A 22,916-nucleotide genomic window follows, 5' to 3' on the forward strand; every position below is an offset into this window, starting at 1 on the left:
GATACACTGGATGTCACCGTGAAAGACTGGCTGCATCTGGTTGATGAAAAAAACCTGATAAACCGGACCACATTGCACAAGTTTGGCTTTAAAGTCGCAGAACTTACGTTGTCGATCCAGCAACTTGATGCAAAAGCCGATTGCTCAGCGTTAAAACAGCAAGTTGCCGAGATCGCAGCAAACTAAGTTACTTGGTTGGTAGCTTTTCAAAAATTAGAGCAACGGTGCGGGCAGCAGCTTCGCGCGGTTGCTCCAGGTCATTCTGCTTTAACGTCCCCTCAGCAATGCCTTCCCAAATTAACCTGCGTTTTGCGGCATCAACTAAATCAATATTTACTGTGCCTACCTTATAATGCACCGTGCTGACGTCGTTGCTGTAAACCGGAAAACCAGCATACACAATGCCACGACGATAGTGGTAATAACCATAATGGTAACTCGGGGTTGGTGTACTGCGCGTTTCGGAACGACTTGTCACATTAGAATTAAAGTTAACCAATAATTGCGGCTCTGAGTCTACATAACGTAACCCCCGGGCAGCCAGTTCTGTGCTAATAGCATCTTTAAAATGCTGAGTTACTAATGTGGTATACCCCGCACGATCAGTTGCTAACTCTTCAACAAAAGAGAAGGTCTGATACTGACTAAAATTGACATCGGTGGCTTGATCAGAGCGAACCGTAGGATTGCTGGAGCAAGCCGTCAATGTGAGTGCCAGCAAAGTGGCAGTCAAAAAATTACGATTTAAAAGTACTGTTGTACATATGTTGGTCATCATTTATTCCTCTGATTACAGCCTGCAACTTAAGACCCATAGTACGATATTAAGTTGCTTTGAGTTTAGTATGGTTTTAGCCCGGTAAAGTGAGTAAACTTTTAAATCACGACATTAATTTGGCCACCCTGATATTTATTAAGGCATGCAAAGTGTGTTAAAACGATTGAGGACAAAATATACAATAGCGTTAGCTATCATTCTCAACTCATATTACACTCATTGATAACGTGCGGCAGGGATCTCGGCACAACATTGATAGTATACAGCCGGGGCGGCTGTTTAATTCGAGACCAGAACATGAATGCAGTGAAAAAAAATAATAATAACAACGAGCAACAGCTCGCAGCAGAACTGGAAAATCAAGCGCAGCAGCAGCTTGCCGCAAGTCTGGTCGACTTCGGTAAACAGCTGATGAATGAGCAGCAGCAGTTATTGCAAGGCTATAGTGCGCAGATCCTGGCGAAATCGCAAAGTCAGTGGCAGCAGCGCTTAATCGAACAGGAACAAGCCTACCAGAAATTATTTAAAGACTGGCAGCAAACCAAACAGCAACTTGATTTAGCGACGCCAGTAGCCACTAACGACAATCAGGAATTGGTTGAGTTGCAGCAGAAGTCTGCGGAAACAGCTAAGCAAATTGCAGCATTGGCTGGTGAGTTGAAAAAAGCACAGCAACATAACGCCTCGTTAAGTGAACGTGAAATAAGTCTTGAGCAGCAGCTGGCCGAATTAACCAAAGAGCTGGAATTGGAACAACGCAAGACGCAACAGGCTGAACAGGCATTACAAAGTGCGCAGCAAAGCGCGGCCGATCCTGAAGAGCTTACTCAGCTGCAGTCAGAGCTCGAACAAGCCCGTGCTCAGGCCCATGAAAGTAAACTGGCGTTGCAGCACATGAAAACCAGCTTGCAGCAACAACAGCATGAAGCACAGCATAACGCTGAGCAATTGAGTGAGCTGACAGCAAGCTATCAGGCCTTGCAACAAACTGCAGAAGAACAAACTCAGGCACAGCAAGATAAACTGCAAGCGCTGGCAATAAGTCAGCAGCAAGTCCGTGATTTGGAACAGCAACTGGCAGAACGTAATCAACTACTCGAAGAGCAGCAACAACAGCATGATGAGTTAAAAGCGCAACTTGCCGAACTGGAAGCTCATAGCGAAACCCTGCAAGCGCAGATCAGTGAGTTTGAACAGCATCGTAGCGAGCTGGCAGATAGCAGTGCTGAGCTTGGGTCTGAGTTAACCCGTTTGCAGGCGGAGTTTGTCAATATCAACGAGATGTTGACGCACAGCCAAAGCCGGACTAAGAAACTGGAAAGTCAGTTAGACCATGCCGTGAACCGGCAGCAAGCGGCCGAGCAAAAGCAGCAATATGAAGCCGATCAAAGCCGGGAAATGATTCGGCAGCTGCGTTCGCAACTTGCTGAGCAGGATGAAGTGAACCAGCAGCATACCAGCGAGCTGGAACAGAAAATTATGGAATATAAGCTTAAGTTTGAATACGCCCAGAAACAATTGGCCGTATCGGGTTAAAGCCAGCCTTTAATCCGCTCAGGAGTGGTATGAAACAAAAAGCAAATAACTTCCAGTTGATGCGTGATCTGGGGTTTTATCAACAGGCTGCCATTGCAGCCTGTTTGCTTGAGCGCATGTTGCCAAATTATCAGTTGTTCAGCGAAGTCAGCGAGTTTGGCGACGCTGGCGCGCTTAGACATATGCTGGATTTAAGTTGGGAGTGGTTAACCGTTAAAAAAGCTAAAATTAACTTTCCCCGGCTGGCAGAAGAACTGGAGCCACTGATCCCGGAAGTTAATCATTTTCAAATGTTTGGGGTCTATCCGGCGGTAGATTGTGCCACTGCACTGGATGCGATGTTCAACGGTATTAGCCAGCAAGACAGCGGCGAATTTATTAATGTAGCCAAAATATCTCAGGCTACCGTGGCGCGGCTGATTGAGCATCAGGCTGAAGATGAAGATATTACCAGTGAAAATGAGCTAAAGAAACATGTCAGGGATCATCCCTTGATGGCCTATGAGATGGAATGTCTGGCTGAACTTATCGAGCTGGTCAGCCCAATGAAGCAGATAGAGCGTGAGCAAATGCTGCTGTTAAAAGCCTGGGTGCAAGAACAGGGCCTGACCAATTTGGGCATGGAGCTAGTCTAAGACGATTTACCCCATAGTCTGTATGCCAATTGACCGGCAATCTTTTCTTTTAAAAGTTGCCAGTTAGCAGGAATATCGGTCATTGGTAATTCCTTTTCGGTTTCCAGATAAATTAAGGCATTTGGGCTAAGCCAGCCGTGCTGCTCCAGCAGCTGGCAACAGGGAATGGCCAGATTTTGCCGAAAAGGCGGGTCGACCAATACTATCTGGTATTGGCGGCTTGCCGGCTGTGTCAGAAATCGTAAGCAATCGTTGTTTATCACCTCGGCCTGGCTGGCATTTAAACTAGCAAGCAGCCCCTGAAGTCGTTTGGCCTGAGCTGGGTCTTTTTCAATAAGGGTGGCAAAAGCGGCGTAACGTGACAGCGCTTCAAATGCGAGGGCACCTGAGCCGCTGAAGCAGTCAAGCACCGTGCTGTCGTGGATATCATGCATCAACCAGTTAAATAAGGTTTCTTTCACCCGATCAGTGGTCGGACGAAGGCCGGTAACGTCGGCGACGGGCAAACGGCGACCCCGCCACTGACCGCTGATTATCCTGACAAAGCCAGGCTGGCCAGCTTTACTTTTAGCGGTTTTAGCTTGTTTCATCGTTTCCGTTTTGCCTGCGAGTTAAAGGTGATAGTATTAGCAGCAATTTTATCCTGAATACTGCCTTCGACACAAAAGCTTATGACAAAACAGAAAAATCTTTTCTCCTGGCTTGGCCTGGGTAAAAAAACACCACCAGCAGAAGCCGAACCTGCGAAAGAGTCTGCTAAATCAACACAAGATGCTCAGGCTTCCCCTGAACATGCTGACCCTGAGCACGATATTGCTGAACCAGCGCCAGTGCCGGGGCAGACTGAAATTACACCAGAGCAGCCACTTGAGCACGCTGCTGAACAGCCGAGTGTATCGTCTGAGAATACGGTGCTGCCGTCTGTTGCCAGTAACAAGCCTGTGCCGGAATCACCTGCTAAAAAAGCGGGTTTTTTCAGCCGGTTAAAGCAAGGGCTTGCCAAAACCAGCCAAAATCTGGGAGACGGTCTTGCCGGGTTATTTAGTGGCAAAAAAATTGATGATGAGCTGTATGAAGAACTGGAAACCCAGTTGCTTATGGCGGATGTTGGTATGGATACCACCCAGCAATTGATCTCTCAGCTTACTCAACATGCAAATCGTAAAGCGTTGAAAGATGCCGGACTGCTGTTTAATCAGTTACAACTGGACATGGCAGCACTGCTGAGTAAGGTTGAGCAACCTTTAGTCGCTAACAATCCAGCCGGTCCGTTTGTGATTTTAATGGTTGGGGTCAACGGTGTGGGTAAAACCACTACCATTGGGAAAATGGCGCAGCAGTTTCGCCAGCAGGGCAAGTCAGTGATGCTGGCCGCGGGCGATACGTTTAGGGCGGCGGCAGTCGAGCAACTGCAGGTCTGGGGCGAGCGCAATGCTATTCCGGTGATTGCTCAGCATACCGGTGCTGACAGTGCGTCAGTAATTTTTGATGCCTATCAGGCAGCAAAAGCCCGCAAGGTTGATATTTTAATCGCGGATACGGCCGGTCGCCTGCAAAACAAAGCCCATCTGATGGATGAGCTAAAGAAAATTGTCCGGGTACTGCAAAAAATTGATGGTGCCGCACCGCACGAAGTGATGCTGACACTTGATGCAGGGACCGGGCAAAATGCGTTAAGTCAGGCAAAATTATTCAATGAAGCCGTACCGTTGACGGGGATCACCCTGACCAAGCTGGACGGCACAGCAAAAGGCGGCGTTATTTTTGCCATTGCCAACCAGTTTACGGTACCTATTCGTTATATTGGTGTGGGTGAAGCAATAGATGATTTACGCCAGTTCAACAGCCAGGACTTTATCAAAGCCTTATTTAGTAAGGAACACTAACCATGCTGCAGTTTGATCAGGTCAGTAAAAGCTATCCGGGTGGTTTCGTCGCGCTGGACAGGATAAGTTTTCGGTTAGAGAAAGGTGAAATGGCGTTTTTAACCGGCCATTCTGGTGCCGGCAAAAGTACCTTGTTAAAATTGATTAGCCTGATTGAACGACCCAGTGCCGGCAGGGTATTAATTAACGATATTGAGTTAAGCCGGATTAAACGCAGCCAGATCCCTTATGTAAGACGTGACGTTGGCATTATTTTTCAGAACCATCGCTTGTTGATGAATCATACCGTATTTGACAATGTCGCATTGCCGCTGGTAATTGAAGGCTTCACCGGCAAAGAGATGGTAAAACGGGTGCATGCGGCACTGGACAAAGTGGGGCTGCTGGATAAAGTGCGCTGTTTGCCCGCAACCTTATCCGGTGGTGAACAGCAGCGGGTTGGTATTGCCAGGGCTGTAGTGAACAAGCCGCCATTATTACTGGCTGATGAGCCAACCGGTAACCTTGACCCGGATTTATCAAAAGACACCATGCGGGTGTTCGAGGCATTTAATCAGGTGGGCGTATCGGTATTGGTCGCCACCCATGACCTGGGGTTGGTGGCACGAATGAAATACCGCACCCTGACCTTAAAACAAGGTCGAATGATTAACGATGGCTTGTTGCAATACCAGGAGCCGGTATGAGTATTCTGTTTACCGGACGGGCAACCGGCGCGGCAGCCAAGAAGATAGGGTTATTGCGGCGTTTTATCATGTTCTGGCTTAATCATGCCCGCCAGGCAGTAGCAAGTCTGGGCGAATTATGGCGAACTCCTTCTGCGTCCATATTAACTATCGCGGTGCTGGGTGTTAGCTTAACGCTTCCTGCTACCTTGCATCTGCTAGTGAAGAATATGCAGCAAATTAGCAGCAGCTTTACTCAGGCAGCGGAAATAAGCTTGTATATTCGTGACCAAACCCCGGCCAATCAGGTGCAAAGTCTGGTCACGATTTTGCAGGCTGATCGCGACGTGGCGCAGGTGGTTTTTGTCAGCAAGCAGCAAGCGATGACGGAGTTTCAGGAAATATCAGGTTTTGGCGCGGCACTGAATTATCTGGATAGTAACCCATTGCCCGATGTTATACGGGTATTGCCGAAGAATACCGCTCCGCAGGCAGCAGAAACGCTGCTAGAAAGACTGAGTGCTGAACGGGTGGTTGAGTTTGCCAAGTTGGATATTGACTGGCTTACCCGATTAAATGCAATTGTCAGCATGTTGCAACAAGCGGTAGCCATTATCGCCGTGCTATTGTTAAGCGCCGTGTTACTGATTGTCGGTAATACTATCCGCTTGTCTATCATGAATAAAAAAGACGAAATTGAAGTGATGAAGCTGGTTGGTGCAACGGATGCTTTTATCCAACGACCCTTTCTGTACACCGGGGTTTGGTTTGGTATTTTTGGTGGCTTGCTGGCATTTTTGGTGGTGGAGCTGATGTTATGGTGGCTGCAAAGTGCGATCAGCAATGTCACAGCGCTCTACCAAAGCGATTTCAGCCTAAAGGCGATGAGCTTCAGTGAGTTTATAACCTTACTGTTAATTGCAGTATTGCTTGGGCTGGTGGGGTCCTATCTGTCAGTGCGCCGACATATCAGTGCCATTGAACCTACTGGTCCTTAATAATAAATAATTATTAAAGAAATACTTTTAGAATAACCAGATCTCAAAAACTTCTGATCGACAATTAGCACTCTTGCGTAAAGAGTGCTAATATCCACCTATTCGATTGAAACAGGATTGGCAAAACATGACAACCTTAGCAGATAAATCAGAATTTATGCCGCTTACCGTCGCAGCCAGTGGCAGTCTTGAGGCATACACTCACGCTGTTAGTACGATACCAATGTTAACAGCTGAGCAGGAGCGCAGTTTAGCTGAACGTCTGCAGCAAGACGGTGATCTTACAGCGGCCCGTCAATTGGTTATGTCTCACCTGCGATTTGTCGTTCATATCGCCCGCAGTTATTCAGGCTACGGCTTACCTATCAGCGATTTGGTGCAAGAAGGTAACATCGGTTTAATGAAGGCCGTCAAGCGGTTCGACCCGACCGTAGGCGTGCGCTTGGTATCCTTTGCTGTGCATTGGATTAAAGCTGAAATACATGAGTTTGTGCTTAAGAACTGGCGTATCGTTAAAATCGCAACGACCAAAGCACAGCGAAAATTATTTTTTAATTTACGCAAAGCAAAAAAGCATTTGGGTTGGTTCAATCAGGATGAAGTGACGCACGTTGCTGAGTCGCTGGGTGTTGCGGAACACGAAGTGCGGGAAATGGAATCCCGAATGAGCAACTATGATATGCCGTACGACGCTCCGGATGAGGACGATGATTCTGCTTTTACTGCACCGGTTTACTATTTGCAGGATAAAGCGTCTGACCTGGCCGTTCAGGTTGAAGACGAGCAATGGGACACTGCTGCAGCAGATCGGTTACAAGCCGCGATGCGCACATTGGACGATCGCAGTCAGGATATTGTTCGTGCTCGCTGGCTGGATAACAACAAACTCACGCTACAGGAACTGGCAGAGCGTTATCAGGTGTCTGCTGAGCGGGTGCGCCAGCTTGAGAAAAATGCCATGAAAAAGTTGCATTCTGCGCTAAGTTAACCCGTTCGCTATTGCCAGTGTAATACTTAATGTGCCAAAAAAACCTGCCGAGGCAGGTTTTTTTATTCAGGCACAGAAATTGGGTCTTGAATGGGTTATTGCGGTGCTGAAATAGCCGGGGCAGTGAAGCCAGCCGCAACCACGTCATGTTCCCGCGGTAACAATGCAGATATTTTGACTAACTCAATCCCATGCTTATTTAATAACGGCAGGTTTTTTTTCAGGAACTCATAGGTTTGTGGGTAAGGGTGACCAATAGCAATCGCCACTTTATGACGCTGGGCTATCTGCAATAATTGTTGAAACTGGCGCTGCAAAGCAACTTCCGACAAATCATTATCCAGAAAAACATGGCGACTTAAGCTGGCCACACCATATTGGCGGGCATATAAGCGTGCTTTGCTTTGAGGCGTCGTCAGACTGTCAACAAAAAACAGCTGGCGTTGTCGCAGATACTCCATGGTCCAGGCCATCGGCTGGTCCAGTTCGGTATACAAACTGCCCATATGGTTGTTAACACCAATGGCATAAGGGATATCTGCCAACGCCTGTTGCAGGGCGTCACGTACTTGCTGCCGGCTCATATCCCGGGTTAACGCCCCAGGACCAAGCCTTTTGCTATTATTGGCTTCCATCGGCATATGCAGCATCACATCTTTTTGCTGCGAAAACGCCAGTTGCGCCGATTTTGGACCGTACGGGGTATGAGGTAATACCGATAATGTCAGGGGATAGGGCAACGATACCATTTTTAAGTCGGCTTTCTGATAACCGATATCGTCAATAATAATGGCAATACGCGGCTTTTCTGCCATGACGTCTACACTGAGTAGTGCCGTCAGTGCCAACCCAAATAAAATTATACGCACGCGGTTATTTTTCCTGTTTACCCGTTCTGCTGCCAACACATAGTGGCCAGATCATCCTGCTTTTGCACCCTATATTGGCGTAAGGTACCCCTGCTCGCAAGACATTTTTAACCCTTGTTTTTGCTTAACCAGGTCAGAGGGTTAACGGCATCGCCTTTCTCTCTTATCTCAAAATACAGACCGGCATTGGCCTGGCCGCCACTCATACCTACCAGCGCAATAGCTTCGCCTGCGATGATTTGCTCGCCCGGTTGCTTTAAAATATTCTGGTTATGGCCATAAAGGCTCATAAAGCCCTCGCCATGGTCCAGCACAATGACCCAGCCATAACCTTTTAACCAGTCAGCGTAAATAACTCTGCCATCTGCTATTGCCTGTACGGTCTTACCTTCCTGTCCCTGAATTAAAATACCGCGGGAGCGCATCCCGCCCTGCCGGTTTTCTCCAAAACCTTGCAACAACGCGCCGTTAAGCGGCCAGCGTAACTTGCCTTTATTCGCAGTTAACCCCAACAGATCCAGACTCCGCTGTGCTAATGCCCGCAGCTGATCGATGGTACTTTGTAAGCTTGACTCATTCTGACGTAGGTAACTTAGCTGATTACCCTGCTCTTTCAGTATCTGCTGCAGTTGACTCACCGCCTGTTGCTGCTCGGCTTTGACAGCCAGCAACTGCTGCTGCTGCTGTTGCTGTTCACTCAGAACACTGACTAATTGCTGTTGCTGTTCTACCAGTTGCGTTTTAACCCGTTCCAGTTCCAGCACGGTTTTATTTATTTCTGCCAGCTGGGTTACCCGGGCCCTGTTGAAATACTGATAATACGTCAACGCCCGTTCCAGTTTCCCTGTATCTTGCTGATTTAACAGCATTCTGGTGTAGTCATGCTGACCTAAACTGTAAGCGCTTTTTAATTGTGCTGCTAACTGGCTTTGTTGTTGTTGCAGCTCAACCTGAAGCTGTTGTTGCTGAGTATTAAGCGCGTTACCCCGTTGTTCCAGGCGATCAAGTTGCTGCTCAGTCTGCTGCAATTGGCTTGAGGCCTTAGCTAAAGCCCGATCTGACTGTTGTAATTGTTGCTCTGCCTTATTCAGCTGTTTTTGCTGTTGTTTTAGCTGGCGCTCGGTTACTTTTATCTGTTGCTGAACCTGTTCAAGCTCTTGCTGCTGTTCAGTCTGCTGGCGGCCTTGCGCCGGTACACTGCCCATTAAGCAACAGATTAACAGCAGCCAACGTGGCTGCTGGCTTGTGAGAGCGAACAAACGTAAATTCATCAGCTGTCAGACTAACTTTGGTTAAGTTTCATTAATACTTTACCGGTCATTTCTGCAGGTTTAGGTAGTCCCAGCAGCTGCAACATCGTCGGCGCGATATCACTTAAAATACCCCCCTCTGTTGCTGTGGCAGGGCGACCTACATAGATCAGGGGAACTGGGCCGCTGGTATGAGCCGTGTGCGCCTGACCTGAATTGGGGTCTTGCATCATTTCTGCATTACCGTGATCAGCGGTAATTAAACATTCACCGCCCACCTGCTGCAGCGCAGCCACTACCCGGCCAATACACTGGTCTACCGCTTCCACGGCTTGAATGGCTGCTTCCATCACACCGGTATGGCCCACCATATCGCCATTAGGGTAGTTGCAGATAATGACGTCGAATTCAGCGCTGTGAATGGCCGCAACCAGTTTATCAGTCAGTTCAGCTGAGCTCATTTCAGGTTGCAGATCGTAGGTCGCGACTGAAGGTGAGGGGACGAGGATCCGCTTTTCACCCGAAAATTCCTGTTCGCGTCCACCACTGAAGAAAAAAGTGACGTGCGCATATTTTTCCGTTTCAGAAATCCGTAACTGAGTTTTGTTATGTTTAGCCAACCATTCGCCGAGTACGTTGTTTAATGGTTCTGGCGGGTAAGCACAAGGTGCGTCAATGTCGGCAGCGTATTCGGTAAGCATCACAAAGCTGCTGAGTTCAGGCTTGCGCTCTCGGTGAAAACCATCAAAGCCAGGATCAGTAAAGGCGCGGCTGAATTGCCGGGCACGGTCTGCACGGAAATTCATAAATATCAGGGCATCACCGTCGGCCATTTGTACTGGCTGGTTATCGCTGTTAAGGATAGCGGTGGCCTGGACAAACTCATCATTCTCGTCACGCTGATACGCATCTTGCAGCGCGGAAACTGCGTTGGTGGCAGTAAACTTAGCCTTCCCCTGAGTCAGCAAATCATAGGCTTGCTGTACTCTGTCCCAGCGCTTATCCCGGTCCATCGCATAATAGCGGCCAATAACAGAGGCAATCTGGCCACTGCCAGTATTGGCAAAATGCTGTTCAATTTTAGCTAATGACGCTTTGGCACTGCGTGGTGGCGTATCACGGCCATCCAGAAAAGCATGCAGATAAATCGGACCAGCACCTTGTTGTTCTGCCAGCTTAATCATTGCCAATATATGATCTTGATGGCTATGCACGCCGCCTTCAGACAGCAATCCCATAATGTGAACCGCTTTGCCATTTTTTTTAGCCGCGGCGGTTGCATCCACTAGCACCGGATTTTGAAAAAAATCACCATCTTTAATGGCCTTGGTTATCCGGGTAAAGTCCTGATACACCACACGGCCCGAGCCAAGGTTAACATGACCAACCTCTGAATTTCCCATCTGGCCATCAGGTAAACCAACATCCAAACCTGAGCCGGAAATCAGACTATGGGGATAATCTCGCCACAGCTGGTCCATGACCGGCGTGCTAGCCTGGGCAATGGCATTGTTCTCTGTTTGTTCACGGTATCCCCAACCATCAAGAATTAATAATACCAGGGGCGTGTTGGGGTGTTTCATACTGACTCCGGTTTTTTTTAGCTGAACATTTAGACAAGGCTAGTATCTTACCGCTTTTTCTAACTTTCTCCAGTCCGGATTGACCGTTTAAGGGCTGCTTTCTTAGAACAAAATCGTTATACTCTGGCCACTTCAATTGGTTCAGAGTAAGAATATAACGCTATGGCGCAGTTTATTGAGTTTGTGACGAATCACCCTTTGCTGAGTTTGGCCTGGGTTGTTATTTTTCTGATAATAGTCGGCGGCTGGATAAAAGAACGGTTTTCGGCAATTCGTCAGGTGTCTCCAACTGAACTGACAATGCTGGTCAATCGTCAGGATGGCATAGTGGTAGATATCCGTGCTGAAGAGGAATTTAAAAAAGGTCATATCACCGGTGCCCGGCATATTGCTGCCAGTCAAATCAGCGAGCAAAAACTTAGCGGGCTTGAAAAACAAAAAGATGCTCCCATTATTGTGGTATGTCAGGCAGGTATGACTGCGCAGAAAAGTGCTGCCGCCTTGACAAAACAAGGCTTTAGTAACGTCTCCGTGCTGCAGGGTGGAATGGGGGCCTGGACTGGTGCTAGCCTGCCCGTGGTCAAATTAAAGAGGTAAACATGGCAGAAGTGATTATTTACACCAAGGCATATTGCCCTTATTGTGTTCGCGCCAAAGCTTTACTTGATGAAAAAAGCGTTGCTTATCATGAAGTGAAAATTGATGAGCAACCAGAGCGCCGTGCTGAAATGATTGAAAAAGCGGGCGGCCGCTCAACGGTGCCACAAATTTTTATCGGTACAACTCATGTTGGTGGATGCGATGAAATGTTCGCGCTGCATGCAGCCGACAAGCTAGAACCACTGTTAAACGCATAACTTAATTTAGGAATTATTCATGGCCGAACAACTGGCAAACGGTGTTGCAAACGAGCAGCAGGCACAGGGTTTACAGTTCGCTATTCAGCGGATATTTGTAAAAGATATTTCATTTGAAGCGCCTAACGCGCCGGCAATTTTCCGTAAAGAATGGAAACCTGAAGTTAAATTGGATTTAGATACCCGCAGTGAGAAAGTGGAAGATGGTGTATATCAGGTGATTTTATCCCTTACTGTGACCACTATGGTAGGTGAGGAAACTGCTTTTCTGTGCGAAGTACAGCAAGCAGGTATTTTCTCTATCGGCGACTTAGAAGAAGCTCAGCTGGCACATATGCTAGCCGCATTCTGCCCTAACATTTTATTCCCCTATGCTCGTGAAGCAGTATCAAGTCTGGTTAATCGCGGTACTTTCCCACAGTTAAACCTGGCCCCGGTGAATTTTGACGCCCTATTTGCTCAATATCTGCAAAAGCGTCAAGCCGATGGTCAGGACGTGAAAGCTGACGCTTAATAATATGGACAGCGCAGCAATTGCGGTGCTTGGGGCGGGATCTTATGGGACCGCCTTAGCGATTTGTCTGGCCCGTAATGGCAACGCCATTACGTTGTGGGGACGTAACCACAATGATATTGCGCAGATGCAATTGCAGCGTTGTAATGAAAAATATCTGCCGGGTATTCCACTACCCGCCAGTTTAGCCGTCAGTTCCGATTTGCAAGCCGTTGTGCAAAGTAGCCGTGATATCCTGGTCGTGGTGCCAAGCCATGCGTTTGCTGATACCTTAAAACAGATAAAGCCTTTAATACCAGCGAATGCCAGAGTGGCCTGGGCCACTAAAGGTCTGGAGCCGGAGACGGGTCGTCTGTTACAAGATGTAGCACGTGAAATTCTGGGCGAGCAGGTTGCCCTGGCGGTGTTGTCCGGGCCTACCTTTGCTAAAGAAATGGCGGCAGGCATGCCTACTGCCATAACCTTGTCGTCGGTAGACCAGGATTTTATCAGCCGGCTGTCTGACTTATTACATTGTGCAAAGAGTTTTCGGGTTTACACTAACCCCGATTTTATCGGGGTTCAGCTTGGCGGCGCTATTAAAAACGTGATTGCTATCGGCGCTGGCATGGCAGACGGCATAGGTTTTGGCGCCAATGCCAGGACAGCGCTGATTACTCGTGGATTGGCAGAAATGAGTCGGTTAGGGTGCGCGTTAGGCGCCCAGAAAGATACCTTCATGGGGATGGCCGGGCTGGGGGACTTAGTACTTACCTGTACTGACAATCAGTCACGTAACCGTCGCTTTGGCTTGCTGTTGGGCCAGGGCAAAACTGTTGACGATGCGATGGCATCGATAGGGCAGGTAGTAGAAGGGTATCGTAACGCTAAAGAAGTGTTTAATCTGGCGCAGCGGGTAGGTATTGAGATGCCTATTTCGGAGCAGATATATCAGGTGTTATACCAGAATAAAGACGTTAAACTGGCGGCAGTTGACTTGCTTGGCCGGGAAAAACGTGACGAAGTTAACTAGCGGCTTTCTTTATTAATTTACTTTCTTTTAGCAGTAATGCCGGTATTTCACTGGCTGGTACTGCCTTGCTGAACAAATTTCCTTGTAACTTATCACAACCCATTACATGCAACAGGTAGGCTTGCATTTCGTTGTCAATGCCACTTGCGGTCACTTCAAGCTGCAGGTAGCCGGCTAACCGGATTAAACTGGCAGTAATATTACGTTGTTGTTCTTTTTGTTCCATCTGCTGGATCAGGCTACGGGCAATTTTAACGCCATGCAGCGGTAGCTGACGCAACGAGGTCAGTGAAGAGACACCATCACCAAAATTATCCAATACTAGATCAAAGCCTAAATCATTCAATGCTTTCAGTTGCTGGTGCAGGTTTGCCAACGGTTGTTGAAAAATCCGTTCGTCCAGTTCCAATGTAAAGTAGCTGGCCTGGAGTTTATAGTCTTGCAACGTGTCACTGAAAAAACCTACAAAATTGGCCTGCTCAAACTGTTGTACGGAAATATTTAACGCGATCCTGCCACGAAGCTGATTTGTCTGCAGCCAGTATTGTACTTGCTGGCAGCATTGACGAAATACTAAGCGATCTAAGGCTACAATCATGCCGCTTTGCTCTGCCAGAGCCAGAAAGCTGTGCGGTTGCATAATCCCCCGTTTCGGATTATGCCAGCGAAGCAATGCCTCATAGCCAACGACCCGGTTACTGCTAATGCTTAGCTGGGGCTGAAAGTACACCATGAAGTCATCCTGATGCAGACTTTTGCTAAGTTCAGTTTGCAGCGTCAGGTATTCAGTGGCGTGCTGCTGCAGGCGGTTGTCGGCAAAACAAAACTGGCTGGTACCACTTCTGCCAGCAATTTGCACGGCACGCTCTGCGCTGTGAATAAGGGCGCTTGCATCTGCGCCATCCTCGGGGAAGCGACTGATACCAATACTGGCATATACCTGATGCTGATTCCGGCTGAAATTAAACTGGTTTATTTGGATCAGGACCTGGTGTGCCAGCTGGTTAAGCGGCAGTTCAACTGGCAAGGCGCATAAGTGTGGTGCAGCTAAAATGGCAAAGCTATCACTGCTATAGCGGCCCAGGGTAAACTGGGGCGCAATCGCTTGGCGTAATCCCTTTGCAGCTTCTGCTATAAGATTAGCACTGCTTTGTCCGCTTGCGTTGGGCTCAGACCCCAGTAACTGATTAAACTTTATTAGCAGTAGTGCCGTTGCCGGGTGCTGGTTAGTGCAACAAGCAATATTGGTAGCGAGCTGTTCTTCCAACATAATTCGGTTGGGAAGACTGGTCAAAGGATCGCGAGTCAGGTTGTTAAGTTGTTGCTGATCGGCTCTTTTTCGTTCAGTAATGTCCTGAGCGACTAACAGGTAGCGGGCGGCAGGCCAGGCCGTATTATCGCTTTGGGTGATGGTCAGGCTTACCGCCAGTAAATCGTTTTGCAACTGCCACCACACTTCTCCCTGCCAGCTCCGCTGCTGCTGCAATACTTGCTGAATATCCTGCCAGGCCTTCTTCTTAGCAGCCGGATCAAAATACATGCTTTGACAAAGATTTTGTTGTTCAGTCAGATGCTCCAGCGCACTACTGGCAACAAGCATCTGGCAATCCTGGTCAAGCACTGCAACTAAAGCCCGGGTATCGTGCAGAAGTTGGCGTATTACTTTTTGCTGCGCGTTTTGGCTGGCCCGCAGTTGCTGTAAGCGCCAGGTAGCTGCGGCGCCTGCAACAATAATACCGGTAATGAAGCTTAACAACAGAATAGAAACTGGAGTAGTTGAAAGACTGGCAGCAATACTTGCCTGTGCCGGGACGGCCAGCAACAGGGCGAAAACAAACAGCCAACCTGACAGTGGCATAGCAAATACGTCCTTGTAATGTACATAATACCGCTTAAATATAGCTGGCATAACGGCGTTTAAGCAAATTATATAACGATATTTCGCCTGCACAGACTGATTGACGTCTTTTAATAACGCGGCGTAGCGTGTAAATTATTCGCTTTTGTGACCGGGGCGCCAGCCGTTATGTTTCATATTGCTTTGTTTGAACCGAAAATAGCACCTAATACTGGAAATATTATCCGCTTAGCTGCCAATACGGGGTGTCGGTTACATATTATCGAGCCAATGGGATTCGACTTTGAAGAAAAAAAGCTGCGACGGGCCGGGCTCGACTACCATGACCTTGCCAATGTCATTCGTTACGCGGATTATCAGGCATTTGCCCAGGCAATGGCTGATAAACGGATCCTGGCACTGACCACCAAGGGCAGCCAGCCATATCAACAGCAACGTTTCATGGCTGATGATGTGCTACTTTTTGGCTCAGAGACAGCAGGGCTATCAGATGCCGTGCGCGCTACTATCCCTCCAGCGCATCGGATCCGGGTGCCGATGCAGCCGGGTGCGCGCAGCCTGAATTTAGCAAACACCGTGGCGATCGTTTGCTATGAAGCCTGGCGGCAACATGATTTTGCCGGCGGGATTTAGCGTTCTACTTTTGTCGGCTTGCTATGTTCTTCAAGCCCTTCAAGAAACTGATTGACGGCAGCAATGGCCTGTTGACGGATCCTGTCCTGCTCCATCCATATCTCATGATGCGCGCCAGAAAGTATGGTTTTTTGTTTGTAAAGGGCCATGGGTAAACGAGCAAACCAGCTATTTTGAGCGCGATTACTGACAATCTGGTCGTCAGCTGCCTGCAGCAGTAACACTGGCAAGCTAAACGCTGGCGCCTGAACTTGTATTCTGGCCATGGCGCTGATGGCCTGAGTAAGCCAGGCCCAGCTAACTCCTCCTAACTGACTTTCCGGGTACTGCTGGTAAAGCTGCTGCAGCCATTGATATCTGACAGCGCTATGGGTTAAGCGGTTGCCCGCAAATGGTTTAGCCAGATAAGCGGTTTGGCCTGGAAAATAGCGCTCATTCTGCCAATTCAACTTTGCCCTTAGCCAACTAACCCCGGCAATCAGGCGGGTTGCTATCGAAGATGGTACTGGCCCTGCATCCAAACCAAACATGGGTGACCCGAAAATGGCGGCGAGGAAGGGGTGTGGATACTGTTGTAAATAGCAACAGGCAATGGCAGCGCCCATTGAGTGTGCCAGTAGCAAATGCTGGCGATGCCCTGTCGGCTGAACAATCTCAGTAACAAACTGGTTGAAGTCGTGGACATAGTCCTGAAAATCGGCAACGTGACCCAGATGAGGGTCGGTATGTAAGCGTGCCGATTGTCCCTGGCCACGATGATCAATAATAAATACGCTATAACCTGCAGCCACAAACTCCTGCATTAATTCAATATACTTTATTGCCATCTCCACGCGGCCGGTGCTGAACACCACGGCCTGTGATCGGGTTTCGGCCAAATAGTAACTGTATCTCAGACGGGTTTGATCGCTGCTTATCAAATCAGTATGAGTAAAGCGTTGCCACAATGGCTGCAACTGGTTTTGCCAGTGTTGCGAAAACGTGTTTTCTGCCATGGCGGCGTTGATTGGCGGTATCATATTGGTGACGTTAACTCAGTCGTTGATTCAAAGGATGTTATGCATGGCAGTGTTACCCGTAAACCTAAACCAGGATGCAGGTTAAAGGCATCGACTGTACCGTTATGCTGCTGAATAATTTTGGCGACAATAGCCAGGCCCAGACCAGTACCACCGGTTTGTGATGTGCGGCTGTCACTTACCCGGTAAAACGGTTCAAATATGGCGGCCAGTTCAGCTTCAGGCAGGCCAGGGCCTTCGTCACATATTTGCAGGATAATCAGCTGTGGCTGATGCTGCAAAGTAAGGCTGATAATACTGTCCTGCGGGCCGTACTTAATGGCATTACGTAATATATTCTCCAGTGCCCGGCTAAGCAACCGGCCATCGGCACTCAGCCACACGTGGTCGGGTGCGCTAAGCTGCAATTGTTGTTGTTTACTGTCAGCCTCCACCTGGTTTAGCGCAATCAGTTCGATCAGCATTGCAGTTACGTCGCAGGGGCCGATATCCAGTTGATACTGACCAGCGTCCAGCCTGCTAAAGGTTAGTAATTCATCTAACATGGCATCAATTCGCTCCAGCTCTTGTTTTAACCTGGGTAACTGTTGCAGATTTTGTTGCTGCTCGGCCAGTCCAAGCGCGAGTTGAGCCCGGGTAAGCGGAGAGCGTAGCTCGTGTGAGATATCGCGCAGCAAACGTTGCTGGTTTTGCAGTAAATCACTGATCCGCTCTGCCATGGTATTAAAGCTACGACCAAGCTGGCCCAGCTCATCACGTCGTTTTGCCAGCCGGCTGACCCGGCTGTGCAGTTTACCGGAAGCAAAAGACAAGTTTTGTTGTAGTAGCTCTTTAAGGGGTCTGGAGATAGATACCGCCAGAATAAAGCTGGCGATAGCGGATACAGCCAGTAGCAATAATACCATCAGCGGTTCAGCTAAAGCCCGCAGGCTCCACCAGGGTTGAGGAGGGCGTTGTCTTAGTTGGTAAAGCGCCAGTGGCCGGCCCGCAACCTCAATCACAAAAGGACCGGCGATAAAGACATTCAGATGGCGCAACAAACGGGGCCGGTTTAGTTGAGCCAGCTCAGTTAACCAATTGGGGTCAAGGCGAGCCGGCAATGCTTCCGGATTGAGCAATTGCTGGTTGGTATTATCAATTACCAGCCAACGGTTGCGGCTATCCCGGACCAGCTGTTGCATCAGACTCGTCAGATCAATACTTTGAGCCAGCGGAGCCAATTGGCTTTGCAGTTGCCGGTTTAGTGAAGCGGGTAAGCGTCGAATGTCGGTTGGGTCGGTCAGGCTGCGTGAAATGAGCAGGGTTAACACCACGGTCAATAGCAACACTAACCAGAACCAGACAAAAATACGTCCGGCCAGAGAATTAATCGGGTTTAACCAGCGCAGCATGTTTAGCCTGGCCCGTATAGGAATAAGTAACCGCTGCCACGCAGGGTCTGAATTTTTTCATCATTGGCAAATTGGCTGAGTTTTTTCCGGATATTACTGATATGCATGTCGAGGCTTCGATCGTACAGTTGTAGCCGCCGTCCCAGTACCTGTTGGCTCAGGGCTTCTTTGCTCACCAGTTGGCCAGCGTGACGCATTAACATTTCCAGTAACTGGAATTCGGTTGCGGTCAGATTAATGTTGTGTCCCTGGCAATGCACCTGACGATTTTGTGGATTAAGCGTGACCTGATTCACTGATAGTAACTGACCTGCCGGGTGATTGTCATGATTGGCAAACTCTACCCGGCGTAAGATGGCTTTTACTCTGGCTTGTAATTCCCGGGGATTGAAAGGTTTAGCCAGGTAGTCATCTGCACCCAATTCCAGGCCGATGATCCGGTCAATGTCTTCGCCCCGGGCAGTCAACATCAGTACTGGACAATAATTATCACTGCGAAGCGCCTTTAACAAGCCCAGGCCATCCAGAGAGGGCAGCATCACGTCCAGTAATATCAACTGATAGTTGCCATTTTGTGCTTTTTTCAGACCACTAAGACCATCGTGCACCATATCAAGCTGGTAGCCATCCAGTGCCAGATAATCAGCAACCAGCTGACACAACTCAATATCATCATCAATTATTAAGATAGCGGCCATATCGTTTCCTTTTTGTTCAGTGTATTACCTGCAGCTTCTGCTGCCAGCGTCTTTACTGAACCTTTACCTGGGCTTTGCATTACTTTGCGTTTAAGCCGCTAAGCTATCAGGGTCATAATCACGGAGTATAAATGATGAAAGCAACTACGTTAATCGTTATAGCAACCAGTCTGATACTGGCAAACAGTCCTGTTAGTGCAGGGCATCATAGCAAGCCTGAGCAGGCTGACAAGTCTTACACGTCAGCGCGGCCTGGTTTTTCTTACCAGAAAATGCTGGCCGGTATTGAGCTTACCCCTGAGCAACAGCAACAGTTACAGCAGTTAATAAAAGTGCATCGTACCGATACTCCGAAACGACCGCGCGATAACAGCCAGCGTGACGCCATGCGCCAGCTAATACAAGCAGATTACTTTGATGAAATGGCAGTTACAACGTTACTGCAACAACACCAACAGCAGCGCCTCGTAACCCGGGTAGCGCAGTTAAAATTGCGTCATCAAATCGAGCAATTGCTTACACCGGAACAACGGCAGCAACTGGCCGGGAAGCTGCATCAACGCAAGCAGCACGCGCAGCATAACCGGAATATGCCGCAAGGACATTAAGACTACTCAATGTCCAGCTCTTTAAGCTTGCGTGTTAAAGTGTTGCGGCCCCAGCCCAGGCAGCGGGCCGCTTCCTGCTTGTGACCCCGGGTAAAAGATAATGCCTGCTCCAGTACTATCCTCTCAAATGCCGGGCTCGCTTCGGCCAGAATATTTTGCTCTCCGGCTGCCAGTTTATCCTCTACCCAGCTGGCCAGCTGGCTTTGCCAGTCACCTGAAGGTTGCTCTGCCAGTTTCTGGCTGGCTTTCGCCGGCTGGGTAAGTTCAGGCGGCAAATCTGCTACCACAATATGCTTGCCGCTTGCCATAACTGTCAGCCAGCGACAGCTGTTCTCCAGCTGGCGCACATTACCAGGCCAGTCAAGTTTACTGAGAAACTCCTCTGCTTCTTTAGTTAGTGTTTTTGCTTCCACATTCAGCTCTTTTGCAGCTTGCTGCAAAAAGTGCTGGGCTAGTTTAGCGATATCTTGTTTGCGATCTTTGAGTGGCGGTAAATGGACTCTAATCACGTTAAGGCGATGGAATAAATCCTCCCGGAACTTACCCTCCTGGGCCAGTTGCTCCAGGTTCTGGTGGGTTGCTGCAATAATTCGGACATCAACACTTACTGCCTGATGACCGCCCACCCTGTAGAACTGACCATCGGCCAGCACCCGTAGCAGCCGGGTTTGCACATCCAGTGGCATATCACCAATTTCATCCAGGAATAAGGTACCGCTGTCGGCTTGCTCGAAGCGGCCTTTACGCAGGTTATTTGCTCCGGTAAAGGCGCCCTTTTCATGGCCAAACAACTCAGATTCAATTAAGTCTTTTGGGATAGCCGCCATATTTAGGGCGATAAACGGCTGCTCTGCCCGCGGGCTATGCTTGTGCAGTGCCCTGGCAACCAATTCTTTTCCGGTACCTGACTGACCATTAATCAATACACTGATGCTGGAACGCGCTAAACGGCCGATAGCCCGGAATACCTCCTGCATGGCCGGCGCTTCACCAATGATTTCCGGAGTAATGCTGGCAACCTGAGGTTTTTGTTTTGCCAGCCTACTGTGGCTGTGTTGCAACGCTCTGCTGATCAGCGCCACCGCATCGTTAACATCGAATGGTTTGGGCAGATACTCAAAGGCGCCACGTTTAAAGGCGTTCACGGCGCTGTCGAGGTCGGAGTGGGCCGTCATAATGATCACCGGTAACTCTGGAGCAAGGTCCTGTAGCCTGGCCAGCAGCGCCATGCCATCGGTGCCCGGCATTCTGATGTCGGACACCACCACTGCCGGCTGATCGTATTCCAGCCGTTGCAACATGAGATCGGCCGAGGCAAAGCTTTCACATTTTATCTCTGCACGGGACAGTGCCTTTTCTAACACCCAACGTATTGAGTTGTCGTCGTCAATAATCCAGACGGTATCACTCATCGCGTTATTCCTCCGTGTCTGATATAGGCAAATATAAGGTAAATTCAGTTTGACCTGGCCAGCTGTCACAGTCGATCCAGCCGCCATGCTGATGAATAAGGGTTTGGGCAATCGATAAGCCCAGTCCGGTGCCGCCAGCAGTGCCGCTTACCATCGGATAAAACAGCGTATCTTTAATTTCAGTGGGTATACCGGGGCCGTTGTCGATCACTTTGATAAAAGCCACCAGCTTATAACGCTTACCGTTTAAGGTATGCTGGTGCAAAATCCGGCTTTGCAGGCAAATTGCGCCATGTTCAGGCAGCACTTGTTGCGCGTTGCGAACAATATTAAGCAAGGCTTGCTCTATCAGTTCCGGGTCAAAGCAGAAGTCCGGAATGCTGGGGTCATAGTCGCGGCTGAACCGCACGTTGCCCGGGTTATCCATTTGGGCAAGCTGCAGTACCTGTTCGATTACCTGATGCAGATTGGCAACAAGCTTTTGCGGTGGTCGGTAGGGGCCAAGTAAGCGGTCAACCAGGTTTCGTAAGCGATCGGCCTGGGCAATAATAAGCTGAGTATACTCTTTTTGTTCATCATCCAGCGATTCTTCCAGCAGTTGCGCGGCGCCCCGCAACCCGCCTAGCGGGTTTTTAATCTCATGAGCCAGGCCGCGGATTAACTCCCGTGCCGCTAAATGCTGATGTTGCTGCAAACTTTCCATACTGATTTTGCGCTGTTGATCAACCTGACGCAGTTCAAGTAACAGATGGTTGGCCGGTTGCTCGCTGACGGTCAGCGAAATATCAAGCAGCAAATGGCGGCCATCAAGCAGCACCGCTTGTACGTCGCTGACACTGAAGCCTTGTTTACTGCTAAGGGCCGCACTGAGGTGGCCGGCCTTAATATCCAGATGCTGGAACAAACCCGGAAAATACTGCGCCGTTAAACGTTTTTCACCCAAACCCATTACGGCACAGCATGCGGTATTAAAATAGCGCAGCATTAAATCACAGTCGAGTAACAGCACCGCAGTAGTAAGCTGCTCGGCCAGGGCCATAAAATCGGGTTGTTTGCTTTGGGTTGTCACACTGCCACCTCTGTTGCACCAAGTTAGTGCAGGTGTTTGGCAGTGTAATCGGTTTATAGCCGAAATACAGCCTGGACTGCCCTAATTGGGGTTAATTACCGACGCTCTATGAAGATAGAAGGTTGTGACAGGACTAGTTGCAATAAGCTTGCCGCTTTGATCAAACAGTTCCATTTGCAGCTTGTGTTCGCCGCGCTCTATATTGCGCAGAATAAAGGTGGCCTTATTTTGTGGCTCGCTTAATGGGGTGCCATCAACGACCAGCCGCACTTGCAGCCCGCGCTGAAACATTGGGGTAATGCGGCCAGACACGTAAACTGAGCCTGTGTTATCGCGCACGGTGCCGTTATTTTCAGGCTGTGCTATTTCAATCTTAAAGGGTTCTGGTTCTACCGGTTTTCTGCCTGGAAGGTTAGTGCCGGTTGATTCCATGATGTTGGGACGACTGGTTAGGTTAACTTCTTGGGCGCCCGGCTGCGGGCTGTCAGAGAATATTAAGACGCCATTTGCATCTTTGGTGACAAAAATACGCTTTTCCTGCGCCTGCAATGGCAGCATGATTATCAGCAAAGTTAATAACAACAGTAACTTATTCATGTGCTTGTCAAATCCATTGATGTTGCATTTTCATTATTATCGCTACACTTTAGCGCGCTT

General features: G+C 48.9%; 25 protein-coding genes. 13 read left to right on the forward strand and 12 right to left on the reverse strand.

What is annotated here, in order from left to right:
* Positions 1–186 (forward strand): DUF3833 family protein (locus ABY802_RS08475; protein ID WP_372626612.1); only part of this gene is annotated, 186 nt, incomplete at its 5' end.
* A gap of 1 nt (position 187) precedes the next feature.
* Here the strand turns inward: ABY802_RS08475 and ABY802_RS08480 are convergent.
* Positions 188–778, reverse strand: a complete 591-nt coding sequence (locus ABY802_RS08480) for a DUF4136 domain-containing protein (RefSeq protein ID WP_372626613.1) — start codon at positions 776–778, stop codon at positions 188–190.
* A 306-nt stretch (positions 779–1,084) separates the two neighbouring features.
* Between ABY802_RS08480 and ABY802_RS08485 the strand changes: the two genes are divergently transcribed.
* Both ABY802_RS08485 and ABY802_RS08490 read left to right on the forward strand, forming a co-directional pair.
* Positions 1,085–2,314, forward strand: a complete 1,230-nt coding sequence (locus ABY802_RS08485) for a hypothetical protein (RefSeq protein ID WP_372626614.1) — start codon at positions 1,085–1,087, stop codon at positions 2,312–2,314.
* Positions 2,315–2,343: 29 nt separating this feature from the next.
* Positions 2,344–2,949, forward strand: coding sequence for a YjaG family protein (locus tag ABY802_RS08490; protein ID WP_372626615.1), 606 nt, complete (start codon positions 2,344–2,346; stop codon positions 2,947–2,949).
* Here the strand turns inward: ABY802_RS08490 and rsmD are convergent.
* Positions 2,946–3,539 (reverse strand): 16S rRNA (guanine(966)-N(2))-methyltransferase RsmD, encoded by a 594-nt coding sequence (gene rsmD, locus ABY802_RS08495; protein ID WP_372626616.1) that lies wholly within the window; start codon positions 3,537–3,539, stop codon positions 2,946–2,948. The two genes, ABY802_RS08490 and rsmD, sit on opposite strands and share 4 nt — an antisense overlap.
* An 81-nt stretch (positions 3,540–3,620) precedes the next feature.
* On the opposite strand from rsmD, the gene ftsY reads away from it, so the two are divergent.
* The 4 genes from ftsY (at position 3,621) to rpoH (ending at position 7,486) form a co-directional block, all read left to right on the forward strand.
* The gene (ftsY, locus tag ABY802_RS08500) at positions 3,621–4,835 is read left to right on the forward strand and encodes a signal recognition particle-docking protein FtsY (RefSeq protein ID WP_372626617.1); all 1,215 of its coding nucleotides are present in this window, start codon (positions 3,621–3,623) and stop codon (positions 4,833–4,835) included.
* Between the two features lie 2 nt (positions 4,836–4,837).
* Positions 4,838–5,521, forward strand: a complete 684-nt coding sequence (gene ftsE, locus ABY802_RS08505; protein ID WP_290611863.1) for a cell division ATP-binding protein FtsE — start codon at positions 4,838–4,840, stop codon at positions 5,519–5,521.
* Positions 5,518–6,498 carry a permease-like cell division protein FtsX gene (ftsX, locus tag ABY802_RS08510; RefSeq protein ID WP_372626618.1) on the forward strand — a complete coding sequence of 327 codons (981 nt, stop codon included), beginning with the start codon at positions 5,518–5,520 and terminating at the stop codon, positions 6,496–6,498. The genes ftsE and ftsX overlap by 4 nt, the downstream gene beginning before the upstream one ends.
* A gap of 127 nt (positions 6,499–6,625) precedes the next feature.
* Positions 6,626–7,486, forward strand: a complete 861-nt coding sequence (gene rpoH / locus ABY802_RS08515; protein WP_372626619.1) for an RNA polymerase sigma factor RpoH — start codon at positions 6,626–6,628, stop codon at positions 7,484–7,486.
* 95 nt (positions 7,487–7,581) lie between these two features.
* Here the strand turns inward: rpoH and ABY802_RS08520 are convergent, their stop codons facing one another.
* From ABY802_RS08520 to gpmM, 3 genes are all read right to left on the reverse strand, one after another.
* The gene (locus ABY802_RS08520) at positions 7,582–8,355 is read right to left on the reverse strand and encodes a divergent polysaccharide deacetylase family protein (RefSeq protein WP_372626620.1); all 774 of its coding nucleotides are present in this window, start codon (positions 8,353–8,355) and stop codon (positions 7,582–7,584) included.
* A 107-nt stretch (positions 8,356–8,462) separates the two neighbouring features.
* Positions 8,463–9,626: a murein hydrolase activator EnvC gene (locus tag ABY802_RS08525; protein WP_372626621.1), complete on the reverse strand. Its 1,164-nt coding sequence runs from the start codon at positions 9,624–9,626 to the stop codon at positions 8,463–8,465.
* An 11-nt stretch (positions 9,627–9,637) separates the two neighbouring features.
* On the reverse strand, positions 9,638–11,188 hold the full coding sequence (gpmM, locus tag ABY802_RS08530; protein ID WP_372626622.1) for a 2,3-bisphosphoglycerate-independent phosphoglycerate mutase: 1,551 nt from the start codon (positions 11,186–11,188) through the stop codon (positions 9,638–9,640).
* A gap of 162 nt (positions 11,189–11,350) precedes the next feature.
* On the opposite strand from gpmM, the gene ABY802_RS08535 reads away from it, so the two are divergent.
* From ABY802_RS08535 to gpsA, 4 genes are read left to right on the forward strand one after another with little or no spacing between them, the layout of a single operon-like run.
* Entirely contained in the window at positions 11,351–11,785 is a 435-nt protein-coding gene (locus tag ABY802_RS08535) for a rhodanese-like domain-containing protein (protein ID WP_372626623.1), read from the forward strand.
* Positions 11,786–11,787: 2 nt separating this feature from the next.
* Entirely contained in the window at positions 11,788–12,045 is a 258-nt protein-coding gene (gene grxC / locus ABY802_RS08540; RefSeq protein WP_372626624.1) for a glutaredoxin 3, read from the forward strand.
* Between the two features lie 19 nt (positions 12,046–12,064).
* Positions 12,065–12,559 (forward strand): protein-export chaperone SecB, encoded by a 495-nt coding sequence (gene secB / locus ABY802_RS08545; RefSeq protein WP_372626625.1) that lies wholly within the window; start codon positions 12,065–12,067, stop codon positions 12,557–12,559.
* 4 nt (positions 12,560–12,563) lie between these two features.
* A complete protein-coding gene (gpsA, locus tag ABY802_RS08550; RefSeq protein ID WP_372626626.1) occupies positions 12,564–13,571 on the forward strand; it encodes an NAD(P)H-dependent glycerol-3-phosphate dehydrogenase in 1,008 nt (335 codons plus the stop codon).
* Here the strand turns inward: gpsA and ABY802_RS08555 are convergent.
* Complete coding sequence (locus ABY802_RS08555) at positions 13,564–15,429, reverse strand: putative bifunctional diguanylate cyclase/phosphodiesterase (RefSeq protein WP_372626627.1); 1,866 nt, start codon at positions 15,427–15,429, stop codon at positions 13,564–13,566. The two genes, gpsA and ABY802_RS08555, sit on opposite strands and share 8 nt — an antisense overlap.
* Positions 15,430–15,597: 168 nt before the next feature.
* Between ABY802_RS08555 and ABY802_RS08560 the strand changes: the two genes are divergently transcribed.
* On the forward strand, positions 15,598–16,062 hold the full coding sequence (locus tag ABY802_RS08560) for a tRNA (cytidine(34)-2'-O)-methyltransferase (protein ID WP_372626628.1): 465 nt from the start codon (positions 15,598–15,600) through the stop codon (positions 16,060–16,062).
* Here ABY802_RS08560 and ABY802_RS08565 read toward each other — a convergent pair.
* The 3 genes from ABY802_RS08565 to ABY802_RS08575 are packed head-to-tail and all read right to left on the reverse strand — an operon-like array spanning position 16,059 to position 19,170.
* Positions 16,059–17,081 (reverse strand): alpha/beta fold hydrolase, encoded by a 1,023-nt coding sequence (locus ABY802_RS08565; RefSeq protein ID WP_372626629.1) that lies wholly within the window; start codon positions 17,079–17,081, stop codon positions 16,059–16,061. The genes ABY802_RS08560 and ABY802_RS08565 overlap by 4 nt on opposite strands.
* Positions 17,078–18,472: an ATP-binding protein gene (locus tag ABY802_RS08570; RefSeq protein ID WP_372626630.1), complete on the reverse strand. Its 1,395-nt coding sequence runs from the start codon at positions 18,470–18,472 to the stop codon at positions 17,078–17,080. Before ABY802_RS08570 ends, ABY802_RS08565 begins: the two co-directional genes overlap by 4 nt.
* A 2-nt stretch (positions 18,473–18,474) precedes the next feature.
* Positions 18,475–19,170: a response regulator transcription factor gene (locus ABY802_RS08575; RefSeq protein ID WP_372626631.1), complete on the reverse strand. Its 696-nt coding sequence runs from the start codon at positions 19,168–19,170 to the stop codon at positions 18,475–18,477.
* Positions 19,171–19,301: 131 nt separating this feature from the next.
* On the opposite strand from ABY802_RS08575, the gene ABY802_RS08580 reads away from it, so the two are divergent.
* Complete coding sequence (locus ABY802_RS08580; protein ID WP_372626632.1) at positions 19,302–19,778, forward strand: Spy/CpxP family protein refolding chaperone; 477 nt, start codon at positions 19,302–19,304, stop codon at positions 19,776–19,778.
* Positions 19,779–19,780: 2 nt separating this feature from the next.
* On the opposite strand, the gene glnG is transcribed toward ABY802_RS08580, so the two are convergent.
* The 3 genes from glnG to ABY802_RS08595 all read right to left on the reverse strand — a co-directional run bounded on the left by glnG (position 19,781) and on the right by ABY802_RS08595 (position 22,856).
* Positions 19,781–21,190 carry a nitrogen regulation protein NR(I) gene (gene glnG, locus ABY802_RS08585; RefSeq protein WP_372626633.1) on the reverse strand — a complete coding sequence of 470 codons (1,410 nt, stop codon included), beginning with the start codon at positions 21,188–21,190 and terminating at the stop codon, positions 19,781–19,783.
* A 4-nt stretch (positions 21,191–21,194) separates the two neighbouring features.
* Positions 21,195–22,259, reverse strand: a complete 1,065-nt coding sequence (gene glnL / locus ABY802_RS08590; protein ID WP_372626634.1) for a nitrogen regulation protein NR(II) — start codon at positions 22,257–22,259, stop codon at positions 21,195–21,197.
* Between the two features lie 81 nt (positions 22,260–22,340).
* Complete coding sequence (locus ABY802_RS08595; protein WP_372626635.1) at positions 22,341–22,856, reverse strand: DUF4124 domain-containing protein; 516 nt, start codon at positions 22,854–22,856, stop codon at positions 22,341–22,343.
* Between the last annotated feature and the right edge of the window lie 60 nt (positions 22,857–22,916).

The organism is Arsukibacterium sp., assembly GCF_041616895.1.
Lineage (GTDB): Bacteria > Pseudomonadota > Gammaproteobacteria > Enterobacterales > Alteromonadaceae > Alishewanella.

Bases quoted from the DNA above. Each gene is read 5' to 3' on its own strand.
- ABY802_RS08480 (WP_372626613.1), bottom strand. From the start codon at position 778: ATGATGACCAACATATGTACAACAGTACTTTTAAATCGTAATTTTTTG.
- ABY802_RS08490 (WP_372626615.1), top strand. From the start codon at position 2,344: ATGAAACAAAAAGCAAATAACTTCCAGTTGATGCGTGATCTGGGGTTT.
- rsmD (WP_372626616.1), bottom strand. From the start codon at position 3,539: ATGAAACAAGCTAAAACCGCTAAAAGTAAAGCTGGCCAGCCTGGCTTT.
- ftsY (WP_372626617.1), top strand. From the start codon at position 3,621: ATGACAAAACAGAAAAATCTTTTCTCCTGGCTTGGCCTGGGTAAAAAA.
- ftsE (WP_290611863.1), top strand. From the start codon at position 4,838: ATGCTGCAGTTTGATCAGGTCAGTAAAAGCTATCCGGGTGGTTTCGTC.
- ftsX (WP_372626618.1), top strand. From the start codon at position 5,518: ATGAGTATTCTGTTTACCGGACGGGCAACCGGCGCGGCAGCCAAGAAG.
- rpoH (WP_372626619.1), top strand. From the start codon at position 6,626: ATGACAACCTTAGCAGATAAATCAGAATTTATGCCGCTTACCGTCGCA.
- ABY802_RS08525 (WP_372626621.1), bottom strand. From the start codon at position 9,626: ATGAATTTACGTTTGTTCGCTCTCACAAGCCAGCAGCCACGTTGGCTG.
- gpmM (WP_372626622.1), bottom strand. From the start codon at position 11,188: ATGAAACACCCCAACACGCCCCTGGTATTATTAATTCTTGATGGTTGG.
- ABY802_RS08535 (WP_372626623.1), top strand. From the start codon at position 11,351: ATGGCGCAGTTTATTGAGTTTGTGACGAATCACCCTTTGCTGAGTTTG.
- grxC (WP_372626624.1), top strand. From the start codon at position 11,788: ATGGCAGAAGTGATTATTTACACCAAGGCATATTGCCCTTATTGTGTT.
- secB (WP_372626625.1), top strand. From the start codon at position 12,065: ATGGCCGAACAACTGGCAAACGGTGTTGCAAACGAGCAGCAGGCACAG.
- gpsA (WP_372626626.1), top strand. From the start codon at position 12,564: ATGGACAGCGCAGCAATTGCGGTGCTTGGGGCGGGATCTTATGGGACC.
- ABY802_RS08555 (WP_372626627.1), bottom strand. From the start codon at position 15,429: ATGCCACTGTCAGGTTGGCTGTTTGTTTTCGCCCTGTTGCTGGCCGTC.
- ABY802_RS08560 (WP_372626628.1), top strand. From the start codon at position 15,598: ATGTTTCATATTGCTTTGTTTGAACCGAAAATAGCACCTAATACTGGA.
- ABY802_RS08565 (WP_372626629.1), bottom strand. From the start codon at position 17,081: ATGATACCGCCAATCAACGCCGCCATGGCAGAAAACACGTTTTCGCAA.
- ABY802_RS08570 (WP_372626630.1), bottom strand. From the start codon at position 18,472: ATGCTGCGCTGGTTAAACCCGATTAATTCTCTGGCCGGACGTATTTTT.
- ABY802_RS08575 (WP_372626631.1), bottom strand. From the start codon at position 19,170: ATGGCCGCTATCTTAATAATTGATGATGATATTGAGTTGTGTCAGCTG.
- ABY802_RS08580 (WP_372626632.1), top strand. From the start codon at position 19,302: ATGATGAAAGCAACTACGTTAATCGTTATAGCAACCAGTCTGATACTG.
- glnG (WP_372626633.1), bottom strand. From the start codon at position 21,190: ATGAGTGATACCGTCTGGATTATTGACGACGACAACTCAATACGTTGG.
- ABY802_RS08595 (WP_372626635.1), bottom strand. From the start codon at position 22,856: ATGAATAAGTTACTGTTGTTATTAACTTTGCTGATAATCATGCTGCCA.